Source organism: Streptomyces turgidiscabies Car8 (assembly GCF_000331005.1).
GTDB classification, from domain to species: Bacteria; Actinomycetota; Actinomycetes; order Streptomycetales; family Streptomycetaceae; genus Streptomyces; species Streptomyces turgidiscabies.
In genome coordinates, this window is the sequence record NZ_AEJB01000396.1 from 18,150 (window position 1) to 40,830 (window position 22,681).

Annotated in this window: 20 protein-coding genes and 2 pseudogenes; 14 read left to right on the forward strand and 8 right to left on the reverse strand. The window is 71.7% G+C overall.

Annotated features, from left to right (window positions below; genetic code table 11):
* Positions 1-56 precede the first annotated feature (56 nt).
* A complete protein-coding gene (locus tag STRTUCAR8_RS28920; RefSeq protein WP_006379658.1) occupies positions 57-902 on the forward strand; it encodes an inositol monophosphatase family protein in 846 nt (281 codons plus the stop codon).
* Here STRTUCAR8_RS28920 and STRTUCAR8_RS28925 read toward each other — a convergent pair.
* Complete coding sequence (locus STRTUCAR8_RS28925) at positions 838-1,500, reverse strand: hypothetical protein (RefSeq protein ID WP_044473072.1); 663 nt, start codon at positions 1,498-1,500, stop codon at positions 838-840. The two genes, STRTUCAR8_RS28920 and STRTUCAR8_RS28925, sit on opposite strands and share 65 nt — an antisense overlap.
* 96 nt (positions 1,501-1,596) lie before the next feature.
* Between STRTUCAR8_RS28925 and STRTUCAR8_RS28930 the strand changes: the two genes are divergently transcribed.
* Positions 1,597-3,006 carry a phytoene desaturase family protein gene (locus STRTUCAR8_RS28930; RefSeq protein ID WP_044473079.1) on the forward strand — a complete coding sequence of 470 codons (1,410 nt, stop codon included), beginning with the start codon at positions 1,597-1,599 and terminating at the stop codon, positions 3,004-3,006.
* Positions 3,003-3,515 carry an O-acetyl-ADP-ribose deacetylase gene (locus tag STRTUCAR8_RS28935; RefSeq protein WP_006379643.1) on the forward strand — a complete coding sequence of 171 codons (513 nt, stop codon included), beginning with the start codon at positions 3,003-3,005 and terminating at the stop codon, positions 3,513-3,515. The genes STRTUCAR8_RS28930 and STRTUCAR8_RS28935 overlap by 4 nt, the downstream gene beginning before the upstream one ends.
* 85 nt (positions 3,516-3,600) lie before the next feature.
* Here the strand turns inward: STRTUCAR8_RS28935 and STRTUCAR8_RS28940 are convergent, their stop codons facing one another.
* Both STRTUCAR8_RS28940 and STRTUCAR8_RS28945 read right to left on the reverse strand, forming a co-directional pair.
* Positions 3,601-3,996, reverse strand: a complete 396-nt coding sequence (locus STRTUCAR8_RS28940; RefSeq protein WP_241784711.1) for an ArsR/SmtB family transcription factor — start codon at positions 3,994-3,996, stop codon at positions 3,601-3,603.
* A 171-nt stretch (positions 3,997-4,167) separates the two neighbouring features.
* Positions 4,168-5,916 (reverse strand): SulP family inorganic anion transporter, encoded by a 1,749-nt coding sequence (locus STRTUCAR8_RS28945; protein ID WP_078507356.1) that lies wholly within the window; start codon positions 5,914-5,916, stop codon positions 4,168-4,170.
* Positions 5,917-6,323: 407 nt separating this feature from the next.
* Between STRTUCAR8_RS28945 and STRTUCAR8_RS28950 the strand changes: the two are divergent.
* From STRTUCAR8_RS28950 to STRTUCAR8_RS28965, 4 genes and pseudogenes are all read left to right on the forward strand, one after another.
* Positions 6,324-6,848 (forward strand): annotated as a pseudogene (locus tag STRTUCAR8_RS28950) (HAD-IC family P-type ATPase); the annotation flags it as partial.
* A 192-nt stretch (positions 6,849-7,040) separates the two neighbouring features.
* Positions 7,041-8,540 carry an AlkA N-terminal domain-containing protein gene (locus STRTUCAR8_RS28955; RefSeq protein WP_044473081.1) on the forward strand — a complete coding sequence of 500 codons (1,500 nt, stop codon included), beginning with the start codon at positions 7,041-7,043 and terminating at the stop codon, positions 8,538-8,540.
* Between the two features lie 25 nt (positions 8,541-8,565).
* Positions 8,566-9,048 (forward strand): methylated-DNA--[protein]-cysteine S-methyltransferase, encoded by a 483-nt coding sequence (locus tag STRTUCAR8_RS28960; protein ID WP_006379647.1) that lies wholly within the window; start codon positions 8,566-8,568, stop codon positions 9,046-9,048.
* A gap of 295 nt (positions 9,049-9,343) precedes the next feature.
* A complete protein-coding gene (locus STRTUCAR8_RS28965; RefSeq protein WP_199791719.1) occupies positions 9,344-11,866 on the forward strand; it encodes a glycoside hydrolase family 2 protein in 2,523 nt (840 codons plus the stop codon).
* Between the two features lie 11 nt (positions 11,867-11,877).
* On the opposite strand, the gene STRTUCAR8_RS28970 is transcribed toward STRTUCAR8_RS28965, so the two are convergent.
* Positions 11,878-12,618, reverse strand: coding sequence for an SIR2 family NAD-dependent protein deacylase (locus tag STRTUCAR8_RS28970; RefSeq protein WP_006379645.1), 741 nt, complete (start codon positions 12,616-12,618; stop codon positions 11,878-11,880).
* 119 nt (positions 12,619-12,737) lie between these two features.
* Between STRTUCAR8_RS28970 and STRTUCAR8_RS28975 the strand changes: the two genes are divergently transcribed.
* Positions 12,738-12,944 (forward strand): hypothetical protein, encoded by a 207-nt coding sequence (locus tag STRTUCAR8_RS28975; RefSeq protein WP_006379637.1) that lies wholly within the window; start codon positions 12,738-12,740, stop codon positions 12,942-12,944.
* A 23-nt stretch (positions 12,945-12,967) separates the two neighbouring features.
* Here the strand turns inward: STRTUCAR8_RS28975 and STRTUCAR8_RS28980 are convergent, their stop codons facing one another.
* Positions 12,968-13,459, reverse strand: a complete 492-nt coding sequence (locus STRTUCAR8_RS28980; protein WP_006379640.1) for an NUDIX domain-containing protein — start codon at positions 13,457-13,459, stop codon at positions 12,968-12,970.
* Between the two features lie 52 nt (positions 13,460-13,511).
* A complete protein-coding gene (locus STRTUCAR8_RS28985) occupies positions 13,512-14,606 on the reverse strand; it encodes an ADP-ribosylglycohydrolase family protein (protein WP_044473073.1) in 1,095 nt (364 codons plus the stop codon).
* Between the two features lie 197 nt (positions 14,607-14,803).
* On the opposite strand from STRTUCAR8_RS28985, the gene STRTUCAR8_RS28990 reads away from it, so the two are divergent.
* On the forward strand, positions 14,804-15,922 hold the full coding sequence (locus STRTUCAR8_RS28990) for a glycerate kinase (RefSeq protein ID WP_044473074.1): 1,119 nt from the start codon (positions 14,804-14,806) through the stop codon (positions 15,920-15,922).
* A 52-nt stretch (positions 15,923-15,974) separates the two neighbouring features.
* Here STRTUCAR8_RS28990 and STRTUCAR8_RS28995 read toward each other — a convergent pair whose 3' ends face one another.
* A complete protein-coding gene (locus tag STRTUCAR8_RS28995) occupies positions 15,975-17,216 on the reverse strand; it encodes a PucR family transcriptional regulator (protein WP_044473075.1) in 1,242 nt (413 codons plus the stop codon).
* Between the two features lie 198 nt (positions 17,217-17,414).
* Between STRTUCAR8_RS28995 and STRTUCAR8_RS29000 the strand changes: the two genes are divergently transcribed.
* Genes STRTUCAR8_RS29000 through STRTUCAR8_RS29020 form a run of 5 tightly spaced genes read left to right on the forward strand, consistent with a single transcriptional unit; the run spans position 17,415 to position 22,318 of the window.
* Positions 17,415-18,245, forward strand: coding sequence for an ABC transporter ATP-binding protein (locus tag STRTUCAR8_RS29000; RefSeq protein ID WP_006379662.1), 831 nt, complete (start codon positions 17,415-17,417; stop codon positions 18,243-18,245).
* A gap of 39 nt (positions 18,246-18,284) precedes the next feature.
* Entirely contained in the window at positions 18,285-19,070 is a 786-nt protein-coding gene (locus STRTUCAR8_RS29005; protein ID WP_100247699.1) for an ABC transporter ATP-binding protein, read from the forward strand.
* Positions 19,067-19,957, forward strand: coding sequence for a branched-chain amino acid ABC transporter permease (locus STRTUCAR8_RS29010; RefSeq protein WP_006379644.1), 891 nt, complete (start codon positions 19,067-19,069; stop codon positions 19,955-19,957). The genes STRTUCAR8_RS29005 and STRTUCAR8_RS29010 overlap by 4 nt, the downstream gene beginning before the upstream one ends.
* Positions 19,950-21,050: a branched-chain amino acid ABC transporter permease gene (locus STRTUCAR8_RS29015; protein WP_006379655.1), complete on the forward strand. Its 1,101-nt coding sequence runs from the start codon at positions 19,950-19,952 to the stop codon at positions 21,048-21,050. Before STRTUCAR8_RS29010 ends, STRTUCAR8_RS29015 begins: the two co-directional genes overlap by 8 nt.
* On the forward strand, positions 21,047-22,318 hold the full coding sequence (locus tag STRTUCAR8_RS29020; protein WP_006379663.1) for an ABC transporter substrate-binding protein: 1,272 nt from the start codon (positions 21,047-21,049) through the stop codon (positions 22,316-22,318). Before STRTUCAR8_RS29015 ends, STRTUCAR8_RS29020 begins: the two co-directional genes overlap by 4 nt.
* 13 nt (positions 22,319-22,331) lie before the next feature.
* On the opposite strand, the pseudogene STRTUCAR8_RS50380 reads toward STRTUCAR8_RS29020, so the two are convergent.
* Positions 22,332-22,681 (reverse strand): annotated as a pseudogene (locus tag STRTUCAR8_RS50380) (aldehyde dehydrogenase family protein); the annotation flags it as partial.

The following is a 22,681-nucleotide window of genomic DNA, read 5'->3' on the forward strand; positions in this document are numbered from 1 at the left end:
ATCCCATGTCCACCGGCCCGGCGGGGATTGTCAGTGGCGCGTGCTCTCATGGAGACATGATCGAAGACAACGAAACCATCGAAGAGTTTCTCGCCCGGCACGCGTCCGACGTCGAAGAAGCGGTCCGCGAGGCGGCGGCCGCGGAGATCATGCCGCGCTTCCGTCAGCTCGCCGCCCACGAGGTCGACCAGAAGAGCGGCCCGCACGACCTGGTGACGGACGCCGACCGCAGGGCCGAGCTGTATCTGACCGAGGTGCTGCCCAAGCTGCTGCCCGGCTCCGTGGTCGTCGGTGAGGAGGCGGTGCACGCCAACCCCGCCTCGTACGAGGCGATACAGGGCGACGCGCCGGTCTGGATCGTCGACCCGGTGGACGGCACCCGGCAGTTCGTCCACGGCGACCCAGGTTTCTGCACGCTCGTCGCGCTCGCCCACCACGGGGTCGTCCGCGCGTCGTGGACCTTCGCCGCGGCCCGCGACCAGCTCGCCACGGCGATCCGGGGCCGGGGCGCCTTCCTCGACGGCATCCCCCTGCACGCGGGCTCGCCCGAGGCCGGCCGTGACCTCCGGGTGGCCACTTCCCACCCGGACTACACGACGGACGAGCAGAAGCGCGCCCTGCTCGGCCTGTGGACCGACGGCGTCCAGCCGCGCGCCTGCGGCTCGGCGGGCCTGGAGTACCTGGCCGTCGCCCGGGGCGAACTGGACGCCACGGCGTTCTCCTGGGAGGCCGCCTGGGACCACGCCGCAGGCATCCTCCTCGTCGAGGAGGCCGGCGGGGTGCACCTGACGCGCGCGGGGGAGCCGTTCCGTATAACCGGCGGCAACGCGCTGCCGTTCACCGCTGCGCGCGACGCGGCCACGGCTCACCGGGTGGTGGAACTGCTGTCGGGCGCAGCCTGATCTGCGGGCGGGCCGAGCTGAAGCGCAGCGTGGCGACCTCGAACTCGGCCACCGTGCCCACCGTCGGCCAGTCCGCGGGGTCGAAGGGCAGCCAGGCGGCGTCCACGAAGGCGTCGACCGGCAGGTTGATGTCGACGAAGAGGCCCGTCCGGCCCGGACCCCACGGCAGTGCGCACACCATGCCGGTGAGCAGGGAGCCCTCCGGCAGCGGGCCGGTGACGTAGTGGCTCAGGTGCCGGTGCCGCAGGGCCGTGGACCAGGCCCGCTCGAACTCCGAGTCGGTCACGTCCACCGCCTCCGGCGGCACCTCCACGGCGCCTTCGGTGAACGGCCCGTACACGGTCTGGTAGAGCTGGACGCCCAGGCGCCCGAACCGCTCGCGCACGAGGGCCAGTTGGGCCTGCGCGGCGGCCATCGAGGCGCCGCCGGAGGCGGTGCCGTCGGCGTTCTGGAGAGGCTCGCAGGAACGCGGGACCTCCAGTGCTGCCTCGAAGACCGCCTGCCGCAACACCCAGCCGTCGTCCTCGACCTCGAACCAGAACCAGGCGGTGTCGTCGGCGTCCTCGCCGGGCGATTGGATGCGGAAACGGCGCGTCATCCGGCCGAGGTTACCCGCGCCGGGCAGTGTCGGTGTCCCGGCATATCCTGATCTGAAGTGGCCGTCGGCTGACAAAGGAGTCCGAAGGTGCCGTCGATGCTCGATGCGGTCGTGGTGGGGGCGGGGCCCAACGGGCTGACCGCTGCCGTGGAGCTGGCCCGGCGAGGCTTCTCCGTGGCGGTCTTCGAGGCGCGCGACACCGTCGGCGGTGGCGCCCGGACGGAGGAGCTGACGCTGCCGGGCTTCCGGCACGACCCGTGCTCCGCGGCGCACCCCCTCGGCATCAACTCCCCGGCGTTCAGGGCGATGCCGCTGGCCAGGTACGGGCTGGAGTGGCTGCACGCCGACCTGCCCATGGCGCACCCGTTCCCGGACGGCACGGCCGCGGTACTGGCCCGTTCCGTGGCCGAGACGGCCGCCTCCTTCGGGCCGCGTGACGCGGGCGCGTACCGCAGGCTGGTCGAGCCGTTCCTCAGCAGATGGGACACGCTGGCCCACGACTTCATGTCGCTGCCCCTGACCTCCCTGCCTCGCGACCCGGTCACCCTCGCCCGCTTCGGCCTGGCCGGCCTGCCGCCCTCGACCTGGCTGATGCGCCGCTTCCGCGACGAGCGGGCGAAAGCCCTGTTCGCAGGCCTCGTCGGACACGTCATGGCTCCGCTGGGCGGCGTCGCAACCAGCGCCGTGGGCCTGGTCTTCGCCCTGGCGGCACACGCCCGCGGCTGGCCCGTCGCCCGCGGCGGTTCCCAGGCGATCTCCGACGCGCTCACCGCGTATCTGGTGGACCTCGGCGGCACCGTCCACACCGACTACGAGGTCAAGCGGCTGGACGACCTGCCACCCGCGCGTGCGTACGTCTTCGACACCTCACCCACCGCACTCGCCCGTATCGCGGGCTTCGGCGGGTACTACGAGCGCTTCCGGTACGGCGCGGGCGTCTTCAAGATCGACTACGCGCTGGACGGCCCCGTGCCCTGGACGGCGACCGAGGCCCGCAGGGCGACCACCGTCCAGGTCGCCGCCGGCAGGGCCGAGATCGACGCCGCCCTGCGCGCCGCCTCCCGCGACAACCGGGCCCCCGACAACCCCTTCCTGATCACCGTCCAGCCGAGCGTCGCCGACCCTTCCCGGGCCCCCGAGGGCAAGCAGGTCTTCTGGGCCTACGGACACGTCCCGAACGGCTGGACGGGCGACCTCACCGACGCCATCGAGCGCCAACTGGAGCGGTTCGCCCCCGGGTTCCGCGATCGGGTCCTCGCCCGTGCCACCGCCGGCCCGCCCCAACTGGCGGCCCGCAACGCCAACTACGTCGGCGGCGACATCGGCTCCGGTGCGGCCGGCGGCCTCCAGCTCCTGCTGCGGCCCAAGCTCTCCCTGTTCCCGTACGCCACCCCGCACCCGGCCGTCTTCATCTGCTCCTCGGCCACCCCACCGGGCCCCGGCGTCCACGGAATGTCGGGACACAACGCGGCGAAGGCCGTTTGGAGAAGGCTGAGACAGTCATGACCGCCATCACACTTGTCAAGGGCGACATCACCCGACAGAGTGCCGACGCGATCGTCAACGCGGCGAACTCGTCACTCCTGGGTGGGGGAGGCGTCGACGGAGCGATCCACCGCAGAGGCGGCCCCGAGATCCTCGCCGCCTGCCGAGCCCTGCGCGCCGGGCACTACGGCAAGGGCCTGTCCGTCGGTCGAGCCGTCGCCACGACCGCCGGCGAACTGGACGCACACTGGGTGATCCACACGGTGGGACCCCGGTTCCTCCCCGAGGAGGACCGGTCGGAGCTGCTGGCCTCCTGCTACCGGGAGTCGCTGAGGGTGGCCGACGAGCTCGGCGCCCGCACAGTGGCGTTCCCGGCGGTTTCCGCCGGCATCTACGGCTGGCCGATGGACGACGCCGCGCGTATCGCGGTGGAGACCGTACGGGCCACGGAGACCGCGGTCGAGGAGGCGCGGTTCGTCCTCTTCGACGATTCTGCGTACGAGGCGTTCGCCGGACAACTCCGTTGCTGACGGCCGGGGTTCGGTCCGACCGGCCAACGGACCGACCGGCCGGTGCGGGTAGCTCAACGTGACGGGCAGGCCGACGCCGGGCCGGTCAGGGGCTGTCGGGCTGGCAGGTCGTCCGGCTGTCAGGACGGCGGTTTCGCCGTTCCCGGTGCCTGCCTCTGGGCTGCCCGCAGTCGGCGAGCAGTTCCGCCTGTCCGGTCAGCACGCCGGACAGGATGATCCGCGCGACCCGGAGCAGTTCGGCCACATACGGGCTGGTCAGCGAGTAGTACACGGTCGAGCCCTCCTTGCGGGTGACGACCAGGTTGGCCCGTCGTAACACCGCCAGCTGCTGCGAGAGATGCGCGGGCTCGATGCCCACCTCGGGCAGCATCTCCGCTACCGCGTGCTCACGTTCACTCAGCAGTTCAAGAACGCGGATACGGGCCGGATGCCCGAGGGTCTTGAAGAAGTCGGCCTTGAGTTGGTAGAGCGGCGTGCTCATCGTGCCGTCACCTCCCCGGGGCAGCGGTACGACCGCACCGGCACCGGCCGGTCCCCGGCACATCGCACCCACGCATTCATGAACACCATGGTGCTCATCCTCGCCCGCGACGCCCGCAGGACGGAATCCGGCCGCGGACGCCGAGCCGCACGAGTCCCGGCAGTGCCGTCCTCATCGGGCCGCCTCTCCGCTGTTCTCCGTACTGATATCCGTACTGTTCTCCGTGTTGCTGTCGGTGGACTCGGCCGCGGATGTGCTCCTGGCCGCCTCGACCGTGGTGCTCGGCCTGGTCCTCGGCGCCGGTACGGCCGGTGCGGCGGACAGGACTCCGGTGGACTCCAGATGAGCGCGCGCCCCCTGGATCGCCTCGGGGGTGGTGCCGTACTCGTGGCCCGTCTGCCGTAGCAGGTCCAACAGGCCGACGGAGTCGAGGACTTGGCGCTGGCCGGGACGGATGCCGGAGAACATGACGACAATCCCGCGCCGGTTCAGCTTCTGGACAGCATCCTTCAGCATCAGCGCACCGGTCGCGTCCAGGGTCGACACCCGGGACATCCGCAGGATCACGACCCGTACGTCCGCCACGTCGGTCAGCTCCAGCAGGAAACGGTGGGCGGCGGCGAAGAACAGCGGCCCGTCGATGCGGTAGGCGACGATGTGCTCCGCCAACAGGGCGTGCTCCTCGGCGCTGTGGTCGCCCCGGTCCAGCGGAACCTCGTCGAGGCGGGTCTGCTGGGCCACGGCCCGGAGCGCGAGGGTGCCCGCGACGACCAGGCCGATGATCACCGCGTACACCAGGTCGAGGGCGAGGGTGGCGAGGGCGGTCAGGACCAGGATCACCGCGTCGGAGCGGGTCGCCCTGGCCATCGCCCGCAGCGAGCCGACCTCGACCATACGGATCGCGGTGGCCAGCAGAACACCCGCCAGCGCGGCCAGCGGGATCTTCGAGACCAGCGGCGCCGCCGCGAAGACGATCACCGCGAGGACCAGGGCATGGGTGAGCGCGGCGAGTCGGGAACCGGCGCCCGTGCGGACGTTCACGGCCGTCCGCGCGATCGCGGCCGTGGCAGGGACCCCGCCGAACAGCGGGGCGGCGAGGTTGGCGATGCCCTGCCCGAACAACTCCCGGTCCGGATCGTGCTGCTGACCAACCGTCATGCCGTCCGCGACGGTCGCCGACAGCAGCGACTCCAGCGCGGCCAGCGCGGCCACCGCGACAGCCGGGGCGAGCAGAGAGGACAGCGCCGACAGATCGAGGAACGCCAGTGAGGGCGAGGGCAGGCCGGCCGGCAGATCCCCGATCGGAGTGGCCGCGTCCAGGCCGAGGACCTGGGCCAGCACGGTGGCGACGATCACCGCGACGATCGAGAACGGAACGGTCGGCCGCAGGCGCGCACCGACCAGCATGACCAGCGCGACACCCGCGGTCAGCACGAACGCCGTCCAGTTGGGATGGCGGACGAACGCCTCGACGGCGCGCCAGGCGACCGCGAGGACCTTGTCGCCCTCGGGCCGCGCCACCCCCAGCGCGTTCGGCAGCTGCTGCAGCCCGATCACGCAGGCGATGCCGAGCGTGAAGCCCTCGACGACGGGGGCGGGTACGTACCGCATGTACTTGCCCGCCCGGGCCAGGGCGAGCCCGATCAGCAGCAGCCCGGCCAGGAGTCCGACGGTCAGTACACCGCCCGGCCCGTACTGGGCGACTATCGGGACGAGGACGACGGTCATCGCCCCGGTCGGCCCCGACACCTGCAGGTTCGATCCGCCGAACACGGCCGCCAGCGCGCCCGCGACCACCGCGGTCGCCAGCCCCGCCGCCGCACCGAGACCGGAGGAGACTCCGAAGCCGAGCGCGAGGGGGAGCGCCACGATCGCCACGGTCAACCCGGCGAGGAGATCGCGACGCGGATCACGGGCCATCGCCTCGACATCGGCACGGACGGGTAGCAGGGCTCGCACCACGCCCCAGGCGCGGCCCGCTCGACGAATGGCGGAGCCGCTCACTCCGGGGTGGCCTGGTACAGCGAAACGGACATGTCCGCCCCCTTGCTTCCGCGTGACTGTCTGTGGGTGGGCGTGGCTGTCTGCTGTCTGCCGCCCGGGTACTCAGCCGATAAATCATCCATGCAATTGCGAAAGTTGGCAATTCAGTAACCGATGGCAGCCTGGATGGACTCTCCCCCGGGTCAGCCCGCGGCGCCCGTCTCGGCGTCGGCGTCCGTATCGCTCAGGCCGAGCCGCCGAGCCGCAGGTGCTCCACGTGTTGAAGTGCTCTCCCTCGTAAGCGAGGGAGGTTCCTGCCTACCTTGCGGTGGCGGGCTTGATTCGCGCTCACCGAACTCACCGGCACGGCACCCGTGTTGCTGACCGGCGACAACCCGCGTGCCGCCGCCCGGCTGGCGGCCGAGGTCGGTATCGAGGACGTACGGGCCGGTCTGCTTCCCCAGCAGAAGCTGGACGCGGTAAGGGAGTTGGAGGCGTCCGGACGCAGGGTCATGGTCGTGGGGGACGGTGTCAACGACGCCCCGGCGCTGGCCGCCGCCCACACCGGAGTGGCCATGGGCCGGGCGGGTTCCGACCTCGCGCTGGAGACCGCGGACGCGGTGATCGTGCGGGACGAGCTGGCCACCGTGCCCGCCGTGATCGCCCTCTCGCGGCAGGCCCGGCGTCTGGTGACGCAGAACCTGGTGATCGCCGGGGTGTGCATCGCGGGCCTCGTCACCTGGGACCTGATCGGCACGCTGCCGCTCCCGCTCGGGGTCGCGGGCCACGAGGGCTCGACGGTCCTCGTCGGCCTCAACGGGCTACGGCTGCTGAGGGAGGCCGCGTGGCAGGATGCGGTGAGCAGGTGAGCAGGTGAGCAGGTGAGCAGGTGAGCAGGTGAGCAGGTGATTCGGTGGGCCGGTGAGGCCGTCGGTCCTCGGCTCGAATCCGCGGCTCAGGCGGAACGTGATCCAGAGCCTCCCTGGACACGCCACCCTGATGTCGGATTTCCGCCAGCCCCGGTCGCGCTGATCGTCGATGCTGGACGTATGCGGAACGCGATGCACACCGACACCGAGCACTGCGTACGAGCCGTGCAGTCCAAGGACGCGCGCTTCGACGGCTGGTTCTTCACGGCGGTCCTGACCACCCGGATCTACTGCAGGCCCAGCTGCCCGGTGGTGCCGCCCAAGCCCGAGAACATGACCTTCTACCCGAGCGCGGCGGCCTGCCAGCAGGCGGGTTTCCGGGCCTGCAAGAGGTGCCGCCCGGACACCAGCCCCGGCTCGCCGGAGTGGAACCAGCGCGCCGACCTCGTGGCCCGTGCGATGCGGCTGATCGGCGACGGGATCGTGGACCGAGAGGGCGTCCCCGGCCTCGCCACCCGCCTCGGCTACAGCACCCGCCAGGTCGAACGGCAACTCCTCGCCGAACTGGGCGCGGGACCGCTCGCCCTCGCCCGCGCCCAGCGCGCCCAGACCGCGCGGCTCCTCGTCGAGACGACCGGGCTGCCCATGGCGGACATCGCCTTCGCGGCGGGCTTCTCCTCGATCCGCACCTTCAACGACACCGTCCGTGAGGTCTTCGCCCTCTCCCCGAGCGATCTGCGCAACCGCCTTCCGAAGTCGCGCGCCCAAGCGCATCCGAGCGACCCGAGCACGGTTGTCAGCGCCCCGGCCGCGCTGAACCTCCGCCTCCCCTTCCGCGCCCCGCTCAACCCCGACAACCTCTTCGGGCACCTCGCCGCGACCGCCGTACCCGGCGTGGAGGAGTGGCGGGACGGCGCCTACCGCCGGACCCTGCGACTCCCGTACGGACACGGCATCGCCGCCCTCACGCCGACGCCCGACCACATCGCGTGCCGGCTCACCCTCAGCGATCTGCGCGATCTGCCCGTCGCGATCAGCCGCTGCCGTCGGATGCTCGACCTGGACGCCGATCCGGTCGCGGTCGACGAGCAGTTGTGTACGGATCCCGTGCTGGCGCCCCTCGTCGCGAAGGGCCCGGGGCGACGCGTTCCCCGGACGGTCGACGAGGCGGAGTTCGCCGTACGGGCGGTGCTCGGTCAGCAGGTCTCCACGGCCGCCGCCCGTACCCACGCGGCCCGTCTCGTCACGGCGCACGGCGACCCGGTCGACGACCCGGAGGGCGGTCTCACGCATCTCTTCCCGACCCCGGGGGCGCTGGCAGCCCTCGACCCGGAGTCCCTGGCCATGCCTCGTACCCGGCGGGCGACTTTCACCACCCTCGTCAAGCAACTCGCCGACGGAAACCTCCACTTGGGCGTCGAGAGCGACTGGCCCGAGGCCCGCGCAAGGCTCCTCGCCCTACCCGGATTCGGTCCCTGGACGGTCGACGTCATCGCGATGCGTGCCCTCGGCGACCCCGACGCGTTTCTCCCCACGGACCTCGGAATCCGGCGCGCGGCCCAGGAGTTGGGCCTCCCCTCGACACCGGCCGCGCTGACCGCACGCGCGGCGGTGTGGCGGCCCTGGCGGGCGTACGCGGTCCAGTACCTGTGGGCGACGGACAGTCACCCGATCAACTTCCTCCCGGTATAGGGACTTAAGGACGTCAGGAGCAGAAATGAAACAGCACACGGTCATGGACAGTCCGTACGGCCTCCTCACCCTCGTGGCCGACCACGGAGTCCTCTGCGGCCTCTACATGGTCGAGCAGCGTCACCGCCCGGCCGAGGAGAACTTCGGCGCACGCGAGGACACCCCTTTCGGGGAGACGGTCGAGCAGCTGAACGCCTATTTCCAGGGCGAGTTGAAGGAGTTCACCATCGAACTCCGGCTGGCCGGAAGCGACTTCCAGCGCAGCGTCTGGGAGCAGCTGTGCCGCATCCCGTACGGCGAGACCCGCTCGTACGGTGAACTCGCCGACGCCCTCGGCAATCCGAAGGCCTCCCGCGCCGTGGGTCTCGCCAACGGCAGGAACCCGGTCGGCATCATCGTGCCGTGCCATCGGGTGGTAGGCGCAGACGGCAGCCTCACCGGATACGGGGGCGGTCTGGAGCGCAAGCAGCGGCTGCTGGACTTCGAACGGGGGCCGGCGCTCTTCTAGCCCCGCCCCGGACGTCCCTTTCGGCATCCCTCGTCAGCGCCTCCGCCCGGGTTCCGTCCTCCTCTCCCGGTCCTCCCGCGTTCTGCCGCCCCACCCTCCCCCACCCGAACGACCTTCGTCCCGCACCTTGTCGCCCGCCACGCCCCGGCGCATGATGTGAAGCGCTTTCTGTCGCGTCCATGGCAATGGTCTGGGAGGGGTGCCCGTGAGGGCGCGTCTCGGAGGGCGGTAGACGATGGAGTTCACCAGCCGTTCCACAGCTTCCACGGCTGCCGCGCCCTCCGAACCTGACGGGGTGAGTCGACGGCGTGTGCTGCAGGGGGCCGCCGCGGGCGTGGGTGCGGTGGCCCTGCCGATGGACGGGGCAGTCGCGGAGGCGCAGGTCGAGGCCGCTGAGCGGCAGACTTTCAGCCTGAATCTCGACTGGCGGTTCATCAGGTCGAATGTCGCCGGCGCCGAACGGACCACGTTCGACGACTCCGGGTGGGCCGTGGTCAGCGTGCCGCACACCTACAACGACGTGGACTCCTTCGACAACTGGATCGGCAGCTCGGGCGAATCCTCGGTGGCGATGCAGCCGACGTGGTACCGCAAGCGCTTTCAGTTACCGGCCGAGCAGGCGGGCCACAAGGTGATCCTGGAACTGGAAGGCATCCGCCAAGCGGCGACGGTCTACCTGAACGGCGTCCTGATCGGCAGCTACGAGGCCGGAGTCACCCCGTTCGGCTTCGACCTCACCGGCGATGTCCTGTTCGGCGCCGACAACGTGCTCGCCATCTGCGCGGACAACACCAAGTGGCGGCCCGAAGCCGCGACCGGGATGCCCTTCCAGTGGGACACCCGGGACTTCAACCCCACCTTCGGCGGCCTCACCAGGAACGTCATCCTGCACGTCGTGCCCAGGACCCACTTCACGCTCCCGCTCTACAGCAACCTCGGCACCACGGGCACCTACGTCTATCCGACCGCCGTCAACGTCTCCGGCCACACCGCGACGATCAACGCGGAAGCGCAGATCACCAACGACGAGAACCGTTCCCGGACGCTGTCGGTGTCGGCCCAAGTCCTCGACGGACAGGGCACGTTGATCGGCTCGCTGCCCGCCTCGACGGTCACGCTGGCCGCCGGGACGAGTCATGTGGTCAAGGTCGGCAGCCGGATCAGCGGGCTCACCTTCTGGTCACCGTCGTACCCCGCCCTCTACACCGTGCGACTGACGCTCGCGGAGGGGGCGACGGTCGTCGACACGTACACGGTCCGCACCGGCTTCCGGAAGGCCGAGTTCCGTGGCGGGGCGAGCACCGGCGGCGTCTACATCAACGACCGGCAGGTCTTCCTCACCGGGTACGCGCAGCGCGCCACCAACGAATGGGCGGTGCTCGGCGACGCCGTACCCGAATGGCTGCGCGACCACGACGGCCGGCTCATCCGGGAGAGCAACGCCAACCTGATCCGCTGGATGCACCTCGCCGCGCAGCCCGCGAACATCAGGATGACCGACCGGTACGGGCTGGTGTCGGTCCAGCCCGCCGGGGACAAGGAGGCCGACGCCACCGGCGTGCAGTGGGACCAGCGCCTCGCGGCCATGCGGGACGTGATGATCTACTTCCGCAACAGTCCCAGCATCCTGTTCTGGGAGTCCGGCAACAACTGGCTGAGCGCCGACCACCAGCAGCAGATGCGCGCGCTGAAACAGGCCTGGGACCCCAGCGGCATGCGCGCGATCGGCTCCCGGGCCACCTCCGACAACTCCGCCTACGGGGGCACGGCGGCCGTGGACCAGTGCGAGTACATCGGCACGATGCTCAACCGCCACTACAGCGACTACGCCCGCGACCGGATGCCGCTCATCGAGTCCGAGTTCACCCGCGACGAGGCCCCCCGCCGCGTCTGGGACAACGCCTCCCCACCGGACTTCGGCTACGTCACCGGCCCGGACGTCACCTACCACTGGACCTCGGAGGACTTCGCCGCCACCGTCGCCGCGAGCACCCGTCACGAGTTCTGGAGCCAGCGCATCCAAGGCCCCGGAAACAGCCGCTACTCCGGGGCGGCGGCTCTGACCTGGGCGGACTCCAACCAGCACGGCCGCCAGTACAACTGGGAGACGTGCCGCCTCTCCGGCCGCGTCGACTCGGTCCGCATCCCCAAGGAGACCTACTACACCCACCGCGTCATGCAGAGCCCGACGCCGGACCTGCACATCGTCGGCCACTGGACCTACCCGGCCGGCACCGTCAAGACGGTGTACGTCATGGCCGCGGGTGTCGCCCGGGTGGACCTGCTGGTCAACGGCAGGTCGGTCGGTACGTCCACCTCCCCGCAGTACGACTTCCTGCACACCTTCACCGGCGTCGCCTGGCAGTCCGGCACGATCACCGCCGTCGGCTACGACGCCGGCGGCACCGAAGTGACCCGCGCCCAGAAACAGACGACGGGCCCCGCGGTCGCCCTCCGCCTCACGGCACACGTCTCACCCGACGGTCTGAAGGCCGACGGCACCGACGTGGCGATGATCGACGTCGAGGCGGTGGACTCGGCGGGCCGCCGAGTCCCGACCGACCAGGCCCGGGTGGACTTCACGGTCACTGGTCCGGCCAAGCTGCTCGGCGGCCACAACGCGGGCATCCCGTACAGCGTGTTCCAGTCCTACGTCAGCACGGAAGCGGGCATCAACAGAGTCTTCGTACGCACGACACGCACCGCAGGTGCCGTCACTGTGCGCGCGACACGGGGCGGCCTGGCCGGTGCCGCCGTGACGGTCACGTCCACAGCCGTCACGACGACGGGGGGACTGACCGAGCGTCCGCCGCCGTGAACCGCGCGAGCCTAGGCGGCCCCCGACTCCCGTAGTTCGCGCAGCAGTTGGGGCAGGGCCGTACCGATCGGCTCCCGTACGACCTCGTCGGCCCGGTCGTCGTACGGGGTCGGCTCGGCGTTGACGATGACGAGCCGGGCGCCGTGATCCGCGGCGACACCGGCGAGCCCGGCGGCGGGCTGGACCTGGAGGCTGGTCCCGACGGCGATGAACACCTGGCAGGCCTTGGTGATGGCCAGGGCGTCACCGAGGACGACCGGATCGAGGCGCTGGCCGAACATGACGGTCGCCGACTTCAGGATCCCGCCGCAGACGAGACAGGCGGGGTCGTCCTCCCCGGCGTCGACCCGGGCGAGAGCGTCCTCCATGGGCCCGCGCGCATGGCACTTGGTGCACACGAACTTCCTTGCGGTGCCGTGTAGTTCGAGCACCTTGCGGGCCGGCATCCCGGCGAGCTGGTGCAGCCCGTCCACGTTCTGCGTGATGACCCGCACCGGCACCCCTGCCTGCTCCAGCTCGGCCACGGCCAGGTGCGCTGAGTTGGGCTGGGCCTGCAGGGTCCGGTTCGCGCGTCGCATCTGCCAGGAACGGCGCCGGATCTCGGGATCGCCCATGTAGTAGTCGTACGTGACGAGCTTCTCGGCCTCGGGGTCACGCCGCCACAGGCCGTTCGGCCCGCGATAGTCGGGGATGCCGGAGTCGGTCGAGATGCCGGCGCCGCTGAGGACGGCGACCAGGGGCTTGGTGGTCATGGAGCCGAGGGTAGGTTCCGGGGGCCCGGGCGGCGACTGGATATCCGCCCGGGGATCGCCGTCGCGGCCCTTGTCGCCGTACCCCTGTACGAATGCCCGTCCGGTGTTAATGTCCCCGCATGGCAGCCAAGGTCTCCGTCTCGCTCGACGCCCAACTGGTCGTAGAAGTCATGGTGCTCGCGGGCGTCGGCAACCCGCAGGACGCCGTCGAGCTCGTCGTGCGGGACTACATCGCGCGGGGCCACCGAACCGAGGCCCGGGTCGCCGAGCGCGACGACGTACGGCGTGCGGGGGACGACGTGAAGCCGCCGGACGTCCAGGGCTGACCCCTCCCGGACCGCAGTGGCCGTCAGGCCACCCGTTCGCCGTTCTCCAGCTCGGCCGTTCCCGTGCCCTCCGCCAGGACGTCGAGGCCGTGCAGCACCCGGCGGCCCAGGGAGCCGCGGAGGTAGTCGGTGAGTTCCTCGCGCGGTACCAGCCGCCACGACAGCAGCTCCGACTCCTGCAGGGTGATCGACTTGAGCTCGTCCTCGTCGAGGACGCCACCGTCGTACAGGTACGCCACCAGTGGCGGATGGCCGGAGATGTGGACCCAGTCGACGGCCAGCAGACGGCCGAGTTCACGGTCGAGGCCGATCTCCTCAAGGGTCTCCCGGCGTGCGCCCTGGCGCGGGGTCTCCCCGGTGTCCGACTCGATCGTGCCGCCCGGAAGCGCCCAGCCCTCACGGTAGTTGGGCTCGACGAGCAGGATCCGTCCGTCGGAGTCACGGAAGAGGGCGGCGGCGCCGGCCAGGACGCGGGGCAGGCCGGCGATGTACGTGGCGAAGTCTTGAATGGTCACGCTGGGAAGCGTAACCAGCGAAAGGACGGCGAAAGGGGCCGTCGGGCTTCCGTCACACCTGCGGGTGTCCCAACCGCAGGGTCCGCTCGGCCAGTTCACTGATCCGTACCCCGTCGAAGCCGAACACCGCGCTGCGTACGGTGTCCTCCAGCGGGTCCTTCCACCGGCTCGGGATCGCCTCCGCACCGCACAGCACGCCCGCCACCGAGCCCGCCGTCGCGCCGTTCGAGTCGGTGTCCAGGCCGCCCCGGACGGTCAGCGCGATCGTTCGCGTGAAGTCGCCGTCGCCGTACAGGAGCCCGGCGGTCAGGACGGCGATGTTCGGCACGGTGTGGATCCAGCCGAGCCCGGCGGTCTCCTCGGCGAGCGCGTCGAGGGTGTCCTCCCAGGTCAGGCGTGTCTGATGCAGCGCCATGACCCGGCGCACCGTACGGGCCAGACGGCTGCTCGCCGGGATCACCGTCAGCGCAGTGTCCAGGGCGTGGCGCACCGTGGGTGCCGTGAACGCCGCCGAGATCAGTGCCGCCGCGAACATCGCCCCGTACACACCGTTGCCCGTGTGCGAGAGGACGGCGTCCCTGCGGGCCAGGTAGGCGGCGCGCTGCGGGGCGTCCGGGCAGGTCCAGCCGTAGATGTCGGCGCGGATCTGGGCGCCGATCCACTCCTGGTAGGGGTTGTCGTACGTGGCGGTCAGCGGCGGCTTGAGACCGGCCGTGAGGTTGCGATAGGCGACGCGTTCCGCCGTGAACGTCTGCAGGAACGGCAGCCGCAGCAGCCAGAGTTCGCCGACCTGCTCGGTGCTGAAGTCGAAACCGTGCGTCTCCAGCAGGTCCAGGCCGAGGATCGCGTAGTCGACGTCGTCGTCACGGCAGCTGCCGTGGATCCGGCCGCGTACGCACTCACGCCACTCCTTGCGCAGCCGGAAGCCGTCGGTGTCGTCGTCCCCGTCCTGGCTGCCGGCCGGCGGCTCGGGCAGATAGTCGGTGAGCGGCAGGGCGCCGGTGTGCCGCAGATAGCGGTCGATGCGGTCGCGCGTCCAGTAGTCGCCCCGCTCGACCGGCTTGCCGAGCATGTTGCCCGCGATCCGGCCGAGCCAGCCCCCGAGAACACGGTCTGCCTGTCCGGTGGTCATGCCCACAGCGGTCATCCCTCCGGTCTACCACCATCCGGTGTCCGTGATGCCTCGGCTGTGAGCGGCCGGGAGGGCATGACGGGGCGGGGCTCCTCCGGTTAAGGTCGCAGCGGCGCGACTGCCCTGATCTGTGCGGGGCCGGAAAGCAAGGGGAGTACAGGGTGGCGGACGCTGCGGGTACGGCGCGTGTGACAGGTGTGCGGACGGCACGGGTGCTGATCGCCGCCGACAAGTTCAAGGGATCGCTGACGGCCGTGGAGGTCGCCGAGCGTGTGACCGCCGGACTGCGCAGGGCGGCACCCGGTGTCGAGGTCGAGTCGCTCCCCGTGGCGGACGGCGGTGACGGGACCGTGGCCGCCGCGGTCGCCGCCGGATTCGAACGGCGCGAGGTACGGGTCGCGGGCCCGCTCGGGCACGAGGTGACGGCCGCGTTCGCGCTGCGCGGCGACACCGCCGTGGTGGAGATGGCGGAGGCGAGCGGGCTGCAGCGGCTGCCCGCGGGCGTCTTCGCGCCGCTCTCGTCATCGACGTACGGCTCCGGCGAACTCCTGCGGGCCGCGCTGGACGCGGGCGCGCGCACGATCGTCTTCGGGGTCGGCGGCAGCGCCACCACCGACGGGGGCGCGGGCATGCTGTCCGCGCTCGGCGCGCGCTTCCTGGACGCCGACGGCGAGCCCGTGCCGCCCGGGGGAGGCGGCCTGGAGGGACTCGTCACGGCCGACCTCTCGGGCCTGGACATCCGCCTCGCTGACGTCGATCTCGTGCTGGCCAGCGATGTGGACAACCCGCTGACCGGGCCGACGGGCGCGCCCGCGGTGTACGGCCCGCAGAAGGGCGCCTCCCCGGACGACGTGGCCGCCCTCGACGAGGCCCTCGCGCACTACGCGAAGGTCCTGGAGACGGCGATCGGCCCGAAGGCCGCCGAGCACGCCGCCGCACCCGGCGCGGGTGCCGCCGGCGGCATCGGTTACGGCGCCCTGGTCCTCGGCGCCCGGTTCCGGCCCGGCATCGAGGTCATGCTCGACGTCCTCGGCTTCGCGCCCGCGCTGGACCGCGCGACGCTGGTGATCACCGGCGAGGGCTCCCTCGACGAGCAGACCCTGCACGGCAAGGCCCCGGCCGGCGTCGCCGCGGCGGCGCGCGCTCTGGGCCGCGAGGTCGTCGCGGTCTGCGGACGCCTGGCCCTGCGCCCGGAGGCACTGGGCCGGGCCGGTATCCGGCGCGCCTACCCCCTGACGGAGATCGAGCCGGACATCGCGAAGTGCATCGCCGACGCCGGACCGATCCTGGAACGGGTCGCGGAGAACATCGGACGCGACTTCCTGGTCTGACAGCGCCGCCGGGGGCGACTCCCCTTCGGCGTCACCCGCTACCCGCTACCCGCTACCCGTTACCCGCGAGCCGCGACGCCTCTTCCTGTGCGCCCGTCGGCCCCGACAGCCGGTACGCGTCCAGCGCCAGCGTCATCTCGATCAGGTCGCGCGGTCTCGCCAGTGACCTGGACGTCAGCTGTTCGAGCCGCCGCAGCCGGTTGAACACCGTGTTGCGGTGGCAGTACAGCCGTCCGGCCGCCCGGCCCGCTGACCCTTCGCAGGCCAGCCACATGTCCAGCGTCTCCAGCAGCAGCTCCCGGTCCGCCGGCTCCAGCCCGACCAGGGCGCCGAAGACGGCCGACACCAGCCGGTTCGCGAGTTCCGGCTGGCTCACCACCAGAGCCGTCGGCATCCGCTGGTCCAGCCGTACGATCTCGCTCGCGTCCGGCGGGCAGGTACGCAGCGCCAGTTCCGCCAGCCGCCGGGCCCGCCCCAGCTCGGTCAGCCCCGACACGACGGGACTGATCCCGCCCGCCCCCGAGCACCGCCCGCTCAGCGCCTGCGCCACCGCGTCGAGCCCCTGGTCGGGCCCCAGCAGCACCACGCCCACCTCCCGGTCGGCCCGCATCCGCCACACGAACCGGTACCCGGCCCCCCGCAACGGCCGGTGGAAGGCCTCCCTCGGGTCCCGTCGCTCCGCCCGCAGCACGACCACCGCGTACGTGCCCCGCTCCGGCAGGTCGAGCCCGGCCGCGGCCCTGGCAGCCAGCCCCGGCGACTCCTGGCCGTCGAGCAGCGCGTCCAGCAACGCCTGCAACCGCTCGTCCGTACGCCGCCGTAACTCCATCTCGGTCGCCCGGTACGCCTCCGACGCCACCGCCGCCTGCGCGTCGATCGCCGCCCACACCAGGGTCGCCGACCGCATCAGCACACCGAGCCGCTCGGGTTCCTGGCCGCCCGCGCCCTCCAGCAGCGCGTCCCACACCAGATAGCCCGCACTGCGGTAGGCGTGCACCAGTAACTCCAGCGGCAGGCCCTGCTGGGCGCGGCGCCGGCCCGCGTCCTCGGCGTACTCCAGGTCGCGGCGCGGTGAGCCCCGGGGCGCGGAGATCGTCCCGATGCCGATGCGCATCGCCTCCTCCGCCTCCCGCCACTGCTGGTCGTCCGGGAGGACCTGGCCGTAGACGGGGGAGTGCTCCGATAGTTGCCGCACATGTTCGTCCACCAGCTCCGGCACCCGTTCCAGCAGCGCCGCGCAGGACTCGGAGAGCACCTGCCAGTCATGTCCCGTACGCCTTCTGCGCGGTCCCATGACCGGAGGATGCCACCCTCCGCGTTCCTTCGGCAGGCCCCTGACACGCAGCGTTGTGCACGCGCACAACGGGCGGCGGAGTCCGCTGGTCACCGGCCACGTTTCGGCGGGGTTTCGGCCCCGACCCGTGGACGGACGCCCGCCCCGGTGCTGGGCTGAGCGCCACATCGGACGGAAGTGCGGAAGGGAGCGGAGGCCATGGGCGGCGGAACAAGGGGATCTCCGGGCGGCGGAGCTCTCGTCGTACGGGACCTGTCGGTCGCGTACGGGCCTGTGCGCGCCCTTCGTCAGGTGTCGCTGGAGGTGCCCGAGGCGGCCGTCGTGACGGTGCTGGGCTCCAACGGCGCGGGCAAGTCCACGCTGTTACGGGCCATCAGCCGCACCCTCGCTTTCCAGGGCGGGGCCTCGACCGGAGGCACCGTCACCCTCGGCGGACGCCGGATCGACGGGCTGGCCCCCGACCGGGTGGTGGCCGCCGGGGTCTCCCAAGTCCCGGAAGGGCGGCGGGTGTTCGCCCGGATGACCGTCGCCGACAATCTGCGCGCCGGAGCCCTCGGCGCCCGTGGCGGACGTGCCGAACGGGCCGCCGCCGTGCGCCGCGTCCACGAACTCTTCCCCGTCCTCGCCGACCGCGCCCAGCAGCGCGCCGGCCTGCTGTCGGGCGGCGAGCAGCAGATGCTGGCCGTCGCACGTGCCCTGATGGCCGCCCCGGGCGTCCTGCTCCTCGACGAGCCGTCGCTGGGCCTCGCCCCGCTGATGGCCGCGCGCATCGCCGACACCGTGCGGGAGATCAACGCCCAGGGCACCTCCGTCCTGCTCGTCGAACAGAACGCCGCCCTGGCCCTCCGGCTGGCCACCCACGCCTACGTCCTGGAGGTCGGCGAGGTCACCCTCTCCGGTCCCTGCGCCGAACTCGCCGCCTCCGACGAGGTCCGGCGCCGCTATCTGGGCGTGGTGGACGAGGACGCGGCGGCCGACGTGCCCGGGCCGACGAACTCCATGCCGAGGCTCAGCAGATGGGAGGCCTGATCCACAGTGACCAGACGTGCCGGACCGGCGTCGTCCACCATTGACGCCCATGCCGTTCCCTCCCTCGACGTCGATCACCTCACCGTCCGCTTCTCCGGCCTCCTCGCTCTCGACGACGTCAGCTTCACCGTCCGCCCCGGCACCGTCCACGCCCTGATCGGGCCCAACGGCGCGGGCAAGTCCACCTGCTTCAACGTCCTGTCCGGTGTCTACCGGGCCACCTCCGGCAGCGTCCGCTTCGGTGAGCACGAGCTGACCGGCCTGCCCCCGCACCGCATCGCCGGCCTCGGCGTCGCCCGGATCTTCCAGAACCTCGCCCTGCCGCCCCACGCCACCGTCGAGGACAGCCTGCTGCTCGGCCGCCACCGGCTCACCAGGACCGGCTTCGTCGCCGCCGGACTCCGGCTGCCGTCGGCGGCGCACGAGGACCGCCGACACCGCGCGCGGGTGCGGGAGATCGCCGAGTTCGTCGGCCTGGAGGGAGCCCTGGGCCGCCCCGCCGGCTCCCTGCCGTACGGGCAGCAGAAGCTCGCGGAACTCGCCCGGGCCCTGTGCATGGAGCCACGGCTGCTGCTCCTCGACGAACCGGTGGCCGGAATGACCGCCGACGAACGGCGCCGGGTAGCGGCCGTCATCGCCGGGGTCCGCGACAGCCTCGGCATCTCGATCGTCCTGGTGGAGCACGACATGGGGGTGGTCATGAGACTCGCCGACACGGTCACCGTCCTGGACTTCGGCCGACGGATCGCGGACGGGGCCCCGGCGGACGTACAGAACGACCCGGAGGTCGTCCGGGCCTATCTCGGTGAGGAGGCCACCCCATGAGCACCTTCGCCGAACTGCTCCTCAACGGCGTCTCCATGGGCAGCGTGTACGCCCTCATCGCCCTCGGCTTCGTCGTGATCTTCCGGGCCACGGAGGTCGTCAACTTCGCGCACGCCTCGCTGCTGCTCGCCGGCGGCTACGTCACCGCCTCCCTCCACGACGACATCGGCTTCTGGCCCGCGCTGGGGGCGGGAATCGTCGGTGCGGCGCTCGTCGGCGCGGCCGTGGAGTTCCTGGTGATGCGCCGCGCCCGGGGCGGCGACCACAGTGTGCTGGCCATCGTCACCATCGGCGTCGACATCCTGCTGACCACCGAACTCACCCGCCGCCTCGGTACGGACGTCCTCGCGCTCGGCGACCCCTGGGGCGACGCCGTCCTCACCCTCGGTCCGATCTCGCTCGCGCACACCCGGATCGCCGCCTTCGTCGCCGCGGCCCTGCTCATCACGGCCTTCCTGCTGGCCTTCCGCTACACCAGCTGGGGCGTGGCGATGCGCGCGGCGGCCGAGAGCACGGAGACGGCCGCCCTCATGGGGGTCAGGCTGGGCCGCGTCTCGCTCGGCGCCTGGGCCGTCGCGGGCGGCCTCGCGGCCGTCGCCGCCCTCTTCCTCACCGTCTTCCCGACCCCCGGCCTGGAACGGGCCACCTCCCTCGCCGCGTTCAAGGCGTTCCCGGCCGCCATCCTCGGCGGCCTCGACTCCACGACCGGCGCCCTCGTCGGCGGCCTGGTGGTCGGCGTCACCGAGTCCCTCGCCACCGGCTACCAGAGCGACCTTGCCTTCATGGGCCGCGGCCTCGGCGACCTCGCGCCCTATCTGGTCATGGTGGCGATCCTGCTTGTCCGGCCCGCCGGGCTCTTCGGTACGAAGGAGCCGGCCCGTGTCTGACGCCCTCGCCGCCACGGCCAAGCCCCGACGCGCCCTCCGCCGACCGCCCGCGCGGACGTACGCGGCCACCGCGGGCGCCCTCCTGCTGCTCGCCCTCCCGTTCTACCTGGACCGCTTCTGGCTCCAGGCCGGCCTGTTCGCCATGGCCGCCGCGATCGGCGCCATCGGCATCAACCTCCTCACCGGCGCCACCGGGCAGCTCTCCATGGGCCACGCCTTCTTCCTCGCCGTCGGCGCCTACAGCTACTGCGTGTTCGCCGCGGACGGGGGTGACGGGCTGAGCGGACTCGGGCTGCCCACCTGGCTCGCGGTCGTCCTGGCCACCCTCGTCGCGGGCGCCGCCGGGGGCCTGTTCAGCCCGATCGCCGGGCGGCTGCGCGGCCCCTACCTCGGTATCGCCACCATCGCCCTGATCTTCATCGGCCAGCACGTCCTGTTCAACGCCCGCGACCTCACCGGCGGCTTCAACGGCCGTGACGTACCGCCGCTGAGCCTCTTCGGCCTCACCTTCGACGACCGTGAACTCCTCGTCGCGAACGTGCCGTTCGGCTCCGCGGAGAAGCTCTGGTACGCCGGACTCGTCCTCCTGCTCGGCTGCGCCCTGTTCGCCCGTGGTGTCCTGCGCGGGCGGCCCGGACGGGCCATGAACGCCATCCGCGACCACCGCATCGCCGCCGGGGTGATCGGCGTGCCCGTGGCCCGCTACCGCGCCGGGGTCTTCGTCCTGTCCTCGATGTACGCGGGGCTCGCCGGTGTCCTGCTCGCCCTCGTCTTCCAGCGGACCGTGCCCGACTACTTCGGCATCACGCTCTCGCTGGAGTACCTCGCCATGATCGTCATCGGCGGGCTCGGCTCGGTCTCCGGGGCGGTGGTCGGCGCGCTCTTCGTCTCGCTGCTGCCGCAGCTGCTGACCCGCTACAGCGACGCCCTGCCCCTGGTCTCCGCCCCGGGCACGGGCGGGATCGCACCGGGCGAGGCGTCCCGGTACCTGTACGGCGCCGCCGTCGTGGCGGTGGTGCTCTTCCTGCCGGGCGGGCTGGTCAGGGTGGCCGCCCGGCGCCGCTTCGGACGTAATCCAGGGGAGGAACGATGACCACGAGATACGCGGCCCGAGCCGCCGCGGGCGCGCTCGCCGTGCTGCTCGCAGTGGCCGGATGCAGCTCCAAGGCCAAGGACGACGACGGGGGCGGCGACGGTACGGCCTCGGCGGGCGGCGTCAAGACCGACGTGGGCGTGTCCGCCAAGACGATCACGGTCGGCGCGCTCACGGACATGACCGGGGTCTACGCGACCCTCGGCAAGAGCGTCACCCAGGCCCAGCAGCTGTATGTGAAGCAGCTGAACGCCGCAGGAGGCGTCTGCGGACGTCAGGTGACCCTCACCGTCCGCGACCACGGCTACGACCCGCAGAAGGCCGTCTCCGGCTACACGGAGCTGGCCCCCAAGGTGCTGGGCTTCGCCCAGTTCATCGGCTCGCCGTTCGTCGCGGCGGTGAAACAGCGCGTCGACGGCCAGGACAAGGTCCTCGTGCTGCCCCAGGCCTGGGCGGCCTCGCTGCTCGGCAGCCCCTACATACGTGTGATCGGGTCGACGTACGACATCGAGACGATCAACGCGGTCGACTTCCTGATCAACGAGAAGGGGATCAAGAAGGGCGACAGGATCGGTCATGTCTACTTCGAGGGGGACTACGGGGAGAGCGCCCTGGCCGGTGCCAAGTACATGGCGGAGAAGTCGGGGCTGACCATCGTCGAGCAGAAGATCAAGCCCACCGACAACGACATGACCGCACAGGTCGCCGCGCTGAAGCAGGCGGGCGTCAAGGCGATCGTGCTCAGCGCCGGCCCGCGCCAGGCCGCCTCGCTGGTCGGAGTGGCCGCGGCCGGCGGCTTCGGCGTCCCGGTCATCGGCAACAACTCGGCCTTCGCCCCGCAGCTCCTCGCCACTCAGGCGGGCCCGGCCCTGTCCAAGAACTACTGGGTCGCCTCACCGTCCCTGCCCATCGGGGCGGACACCCCGCAGGCGCAGAAGCTCGTGGCCGACTACCAGGCCGCGTACCCGGGCGACTCGCTGGACAACGGCGTGGTGGCGGGCTGGACCGCGGCCTCCGTCTTCGGCGAGGCACTGAAGAAGGCTTGCGCGGACAAGGACCTCACGCGCGCGGGCGTCGACCAGGCACTGTTGACGATCAACGCGTTCGACGCCGGCTTCGGCAGCCCGCAGGACTTCACCGACCCGAAGGCCCCCTCGTCCAAGGAGAGCGTGATCCTCCAGCCCGACAAGAGTGCGACGGGCGGTATGAAGGTCGTACGGGAGTCCGAGGCGTCGTCCGCCGCGGAGGGCTACGCGCCGGGCGCGTGAGCCCGAGAAACCGACCGCGCGACGAGGAGGCGGTGACGTACGAGGCCACCTTGTCGCGGTGGACCTTCGTGATGAGGGGGCCCGTCGCCGACGTCGGGTCGTTGCCGGGGCCGATCTTGATCTTCTCGGCGCGCTCGCGGATCTTGTCCACCAGCTCGTCGCCGATCGCGCCGACCGCTACGACCGCCGAGATCGCCATGCAGCGCTCGCCCGCCGAACCGTAAGCGGCGGAGACGGCGGCGTCGGCCGCCGCGTCCAGGTCCGCGTCCGGGAGGACCAGCATGTGGTTCTTGGCGCCGCCCAGGGCCTGGACGCGCTTGCCGTTCGCCGAGGCCGTGGTGTGGATGTAGCGGGCGATGGGGG

Coding starts and splice junctions, on each gene's coding strand:
- STRTUCAR8_RS28930 (WP_044473079.1), top strand. CDS start 1,597: ATGCTCGATGCGGTCGTGGTGGGGGCGGGGCCCAACGGGCTGACCGCT.
- STRTUCAR8_RS29000 (WP_006379662.1), top strand. CDS start 17,415: ATGGGCGGCGGAACAAGGGGATCTCCGGGCGGCGGAGCTCTCGTCGTA.
- STRTUCAR8_RS28970 (WP_006379645.1), bottom strand. CDS start 12,618: ATGACCACCAAGCCCCTGGTCGCCGTCCTCAGCGGCGCCGGCATCTCG.
- STRTUCAR8_RS28975 (WP_006379637.1), top strand. CDS start 12,738: ATGGCAGCCAAGGTCTCCGTCTCGCTCGACGCCCAACTGGTCGTAGAA.
- STRTUCAR8_RS29010 (WP_006379644.1), top strand. CDS start 19,067: ATGAGCACCTTCGCCGAACTGCTCCTCAACGGCGTCTCCATGGGCAGC.
- STRTUCAR8_RS28935 (WP_006379643.1), top strand. CDS start 3,003: ATGACCGCCATCACACTTGTCAAGGGCGACATCACCCGACAGAGTGCC.
- STRTUCAR8_RS28925 (WP_044473072.1), bottom strand. CDS start 1,500: ATGACGCGCCGTTTCCGCATCCAATCGCCCGGCGAGGACGCCGACGAC.
- STRTUCAR8_RS28945 (WP_078507356.1), bottom strand. CDS start 5,916: ATGGCCCGTGATCCGCGTCGCGATCTCCTCGCCGGGTTGACCGTGGCG.
- STRTUCAR8_RS28940 (WP_241784711.1), bottom strand. CDS start 3,996: ATGAGCACGCCGCTCTACCAACTCAAGGCCGACTTCTTCAAGACCCTC.
- STRTUCAR8_RS28995 (WP_044473075.1), bottom strand. CDS start 17,216: ATGGGACCGCGCAGAAGGCGTACGGGACATGACTGGCAGGTGCTCTCC.
- STRTUCAR8_RS28955 (WP_044473081.1), top strand. CDS start 7,041: ATGCACACCGACACCGAGCACTGCGTACGAGCCGTGCAGTCCAAGGAC.
- STRTUCAR8_RS28985 (WP_044473073.1), bottom strand. CDS start 14,606: ATGACCGCTGTGGGCATGACCACCGGACAGGCAGACCGTGTTCTCGGG.
- STRTUCAR8_RS28920 (WP_006379658.1), top strand. CDS start 57: ATGATCGAAGACAACGAAACCATCGAAGAGTTTCTCGCCCGGCACGCG.
- STRTUCAR8_RS29020 (WP_006379663.1), top strand. CDS start 21,047: ATGACCACGAGATACGCGGCCCGAGCCGCCGCGGGCGCGCTCGCCGTG.
- STRTUCAR8_RS28960 (WP_006379647.1), top strand. CDS start 8,566: ATGAAACAGCACACGGTCATGGACAGTCCGTACGGCCTCCTCACCCTC.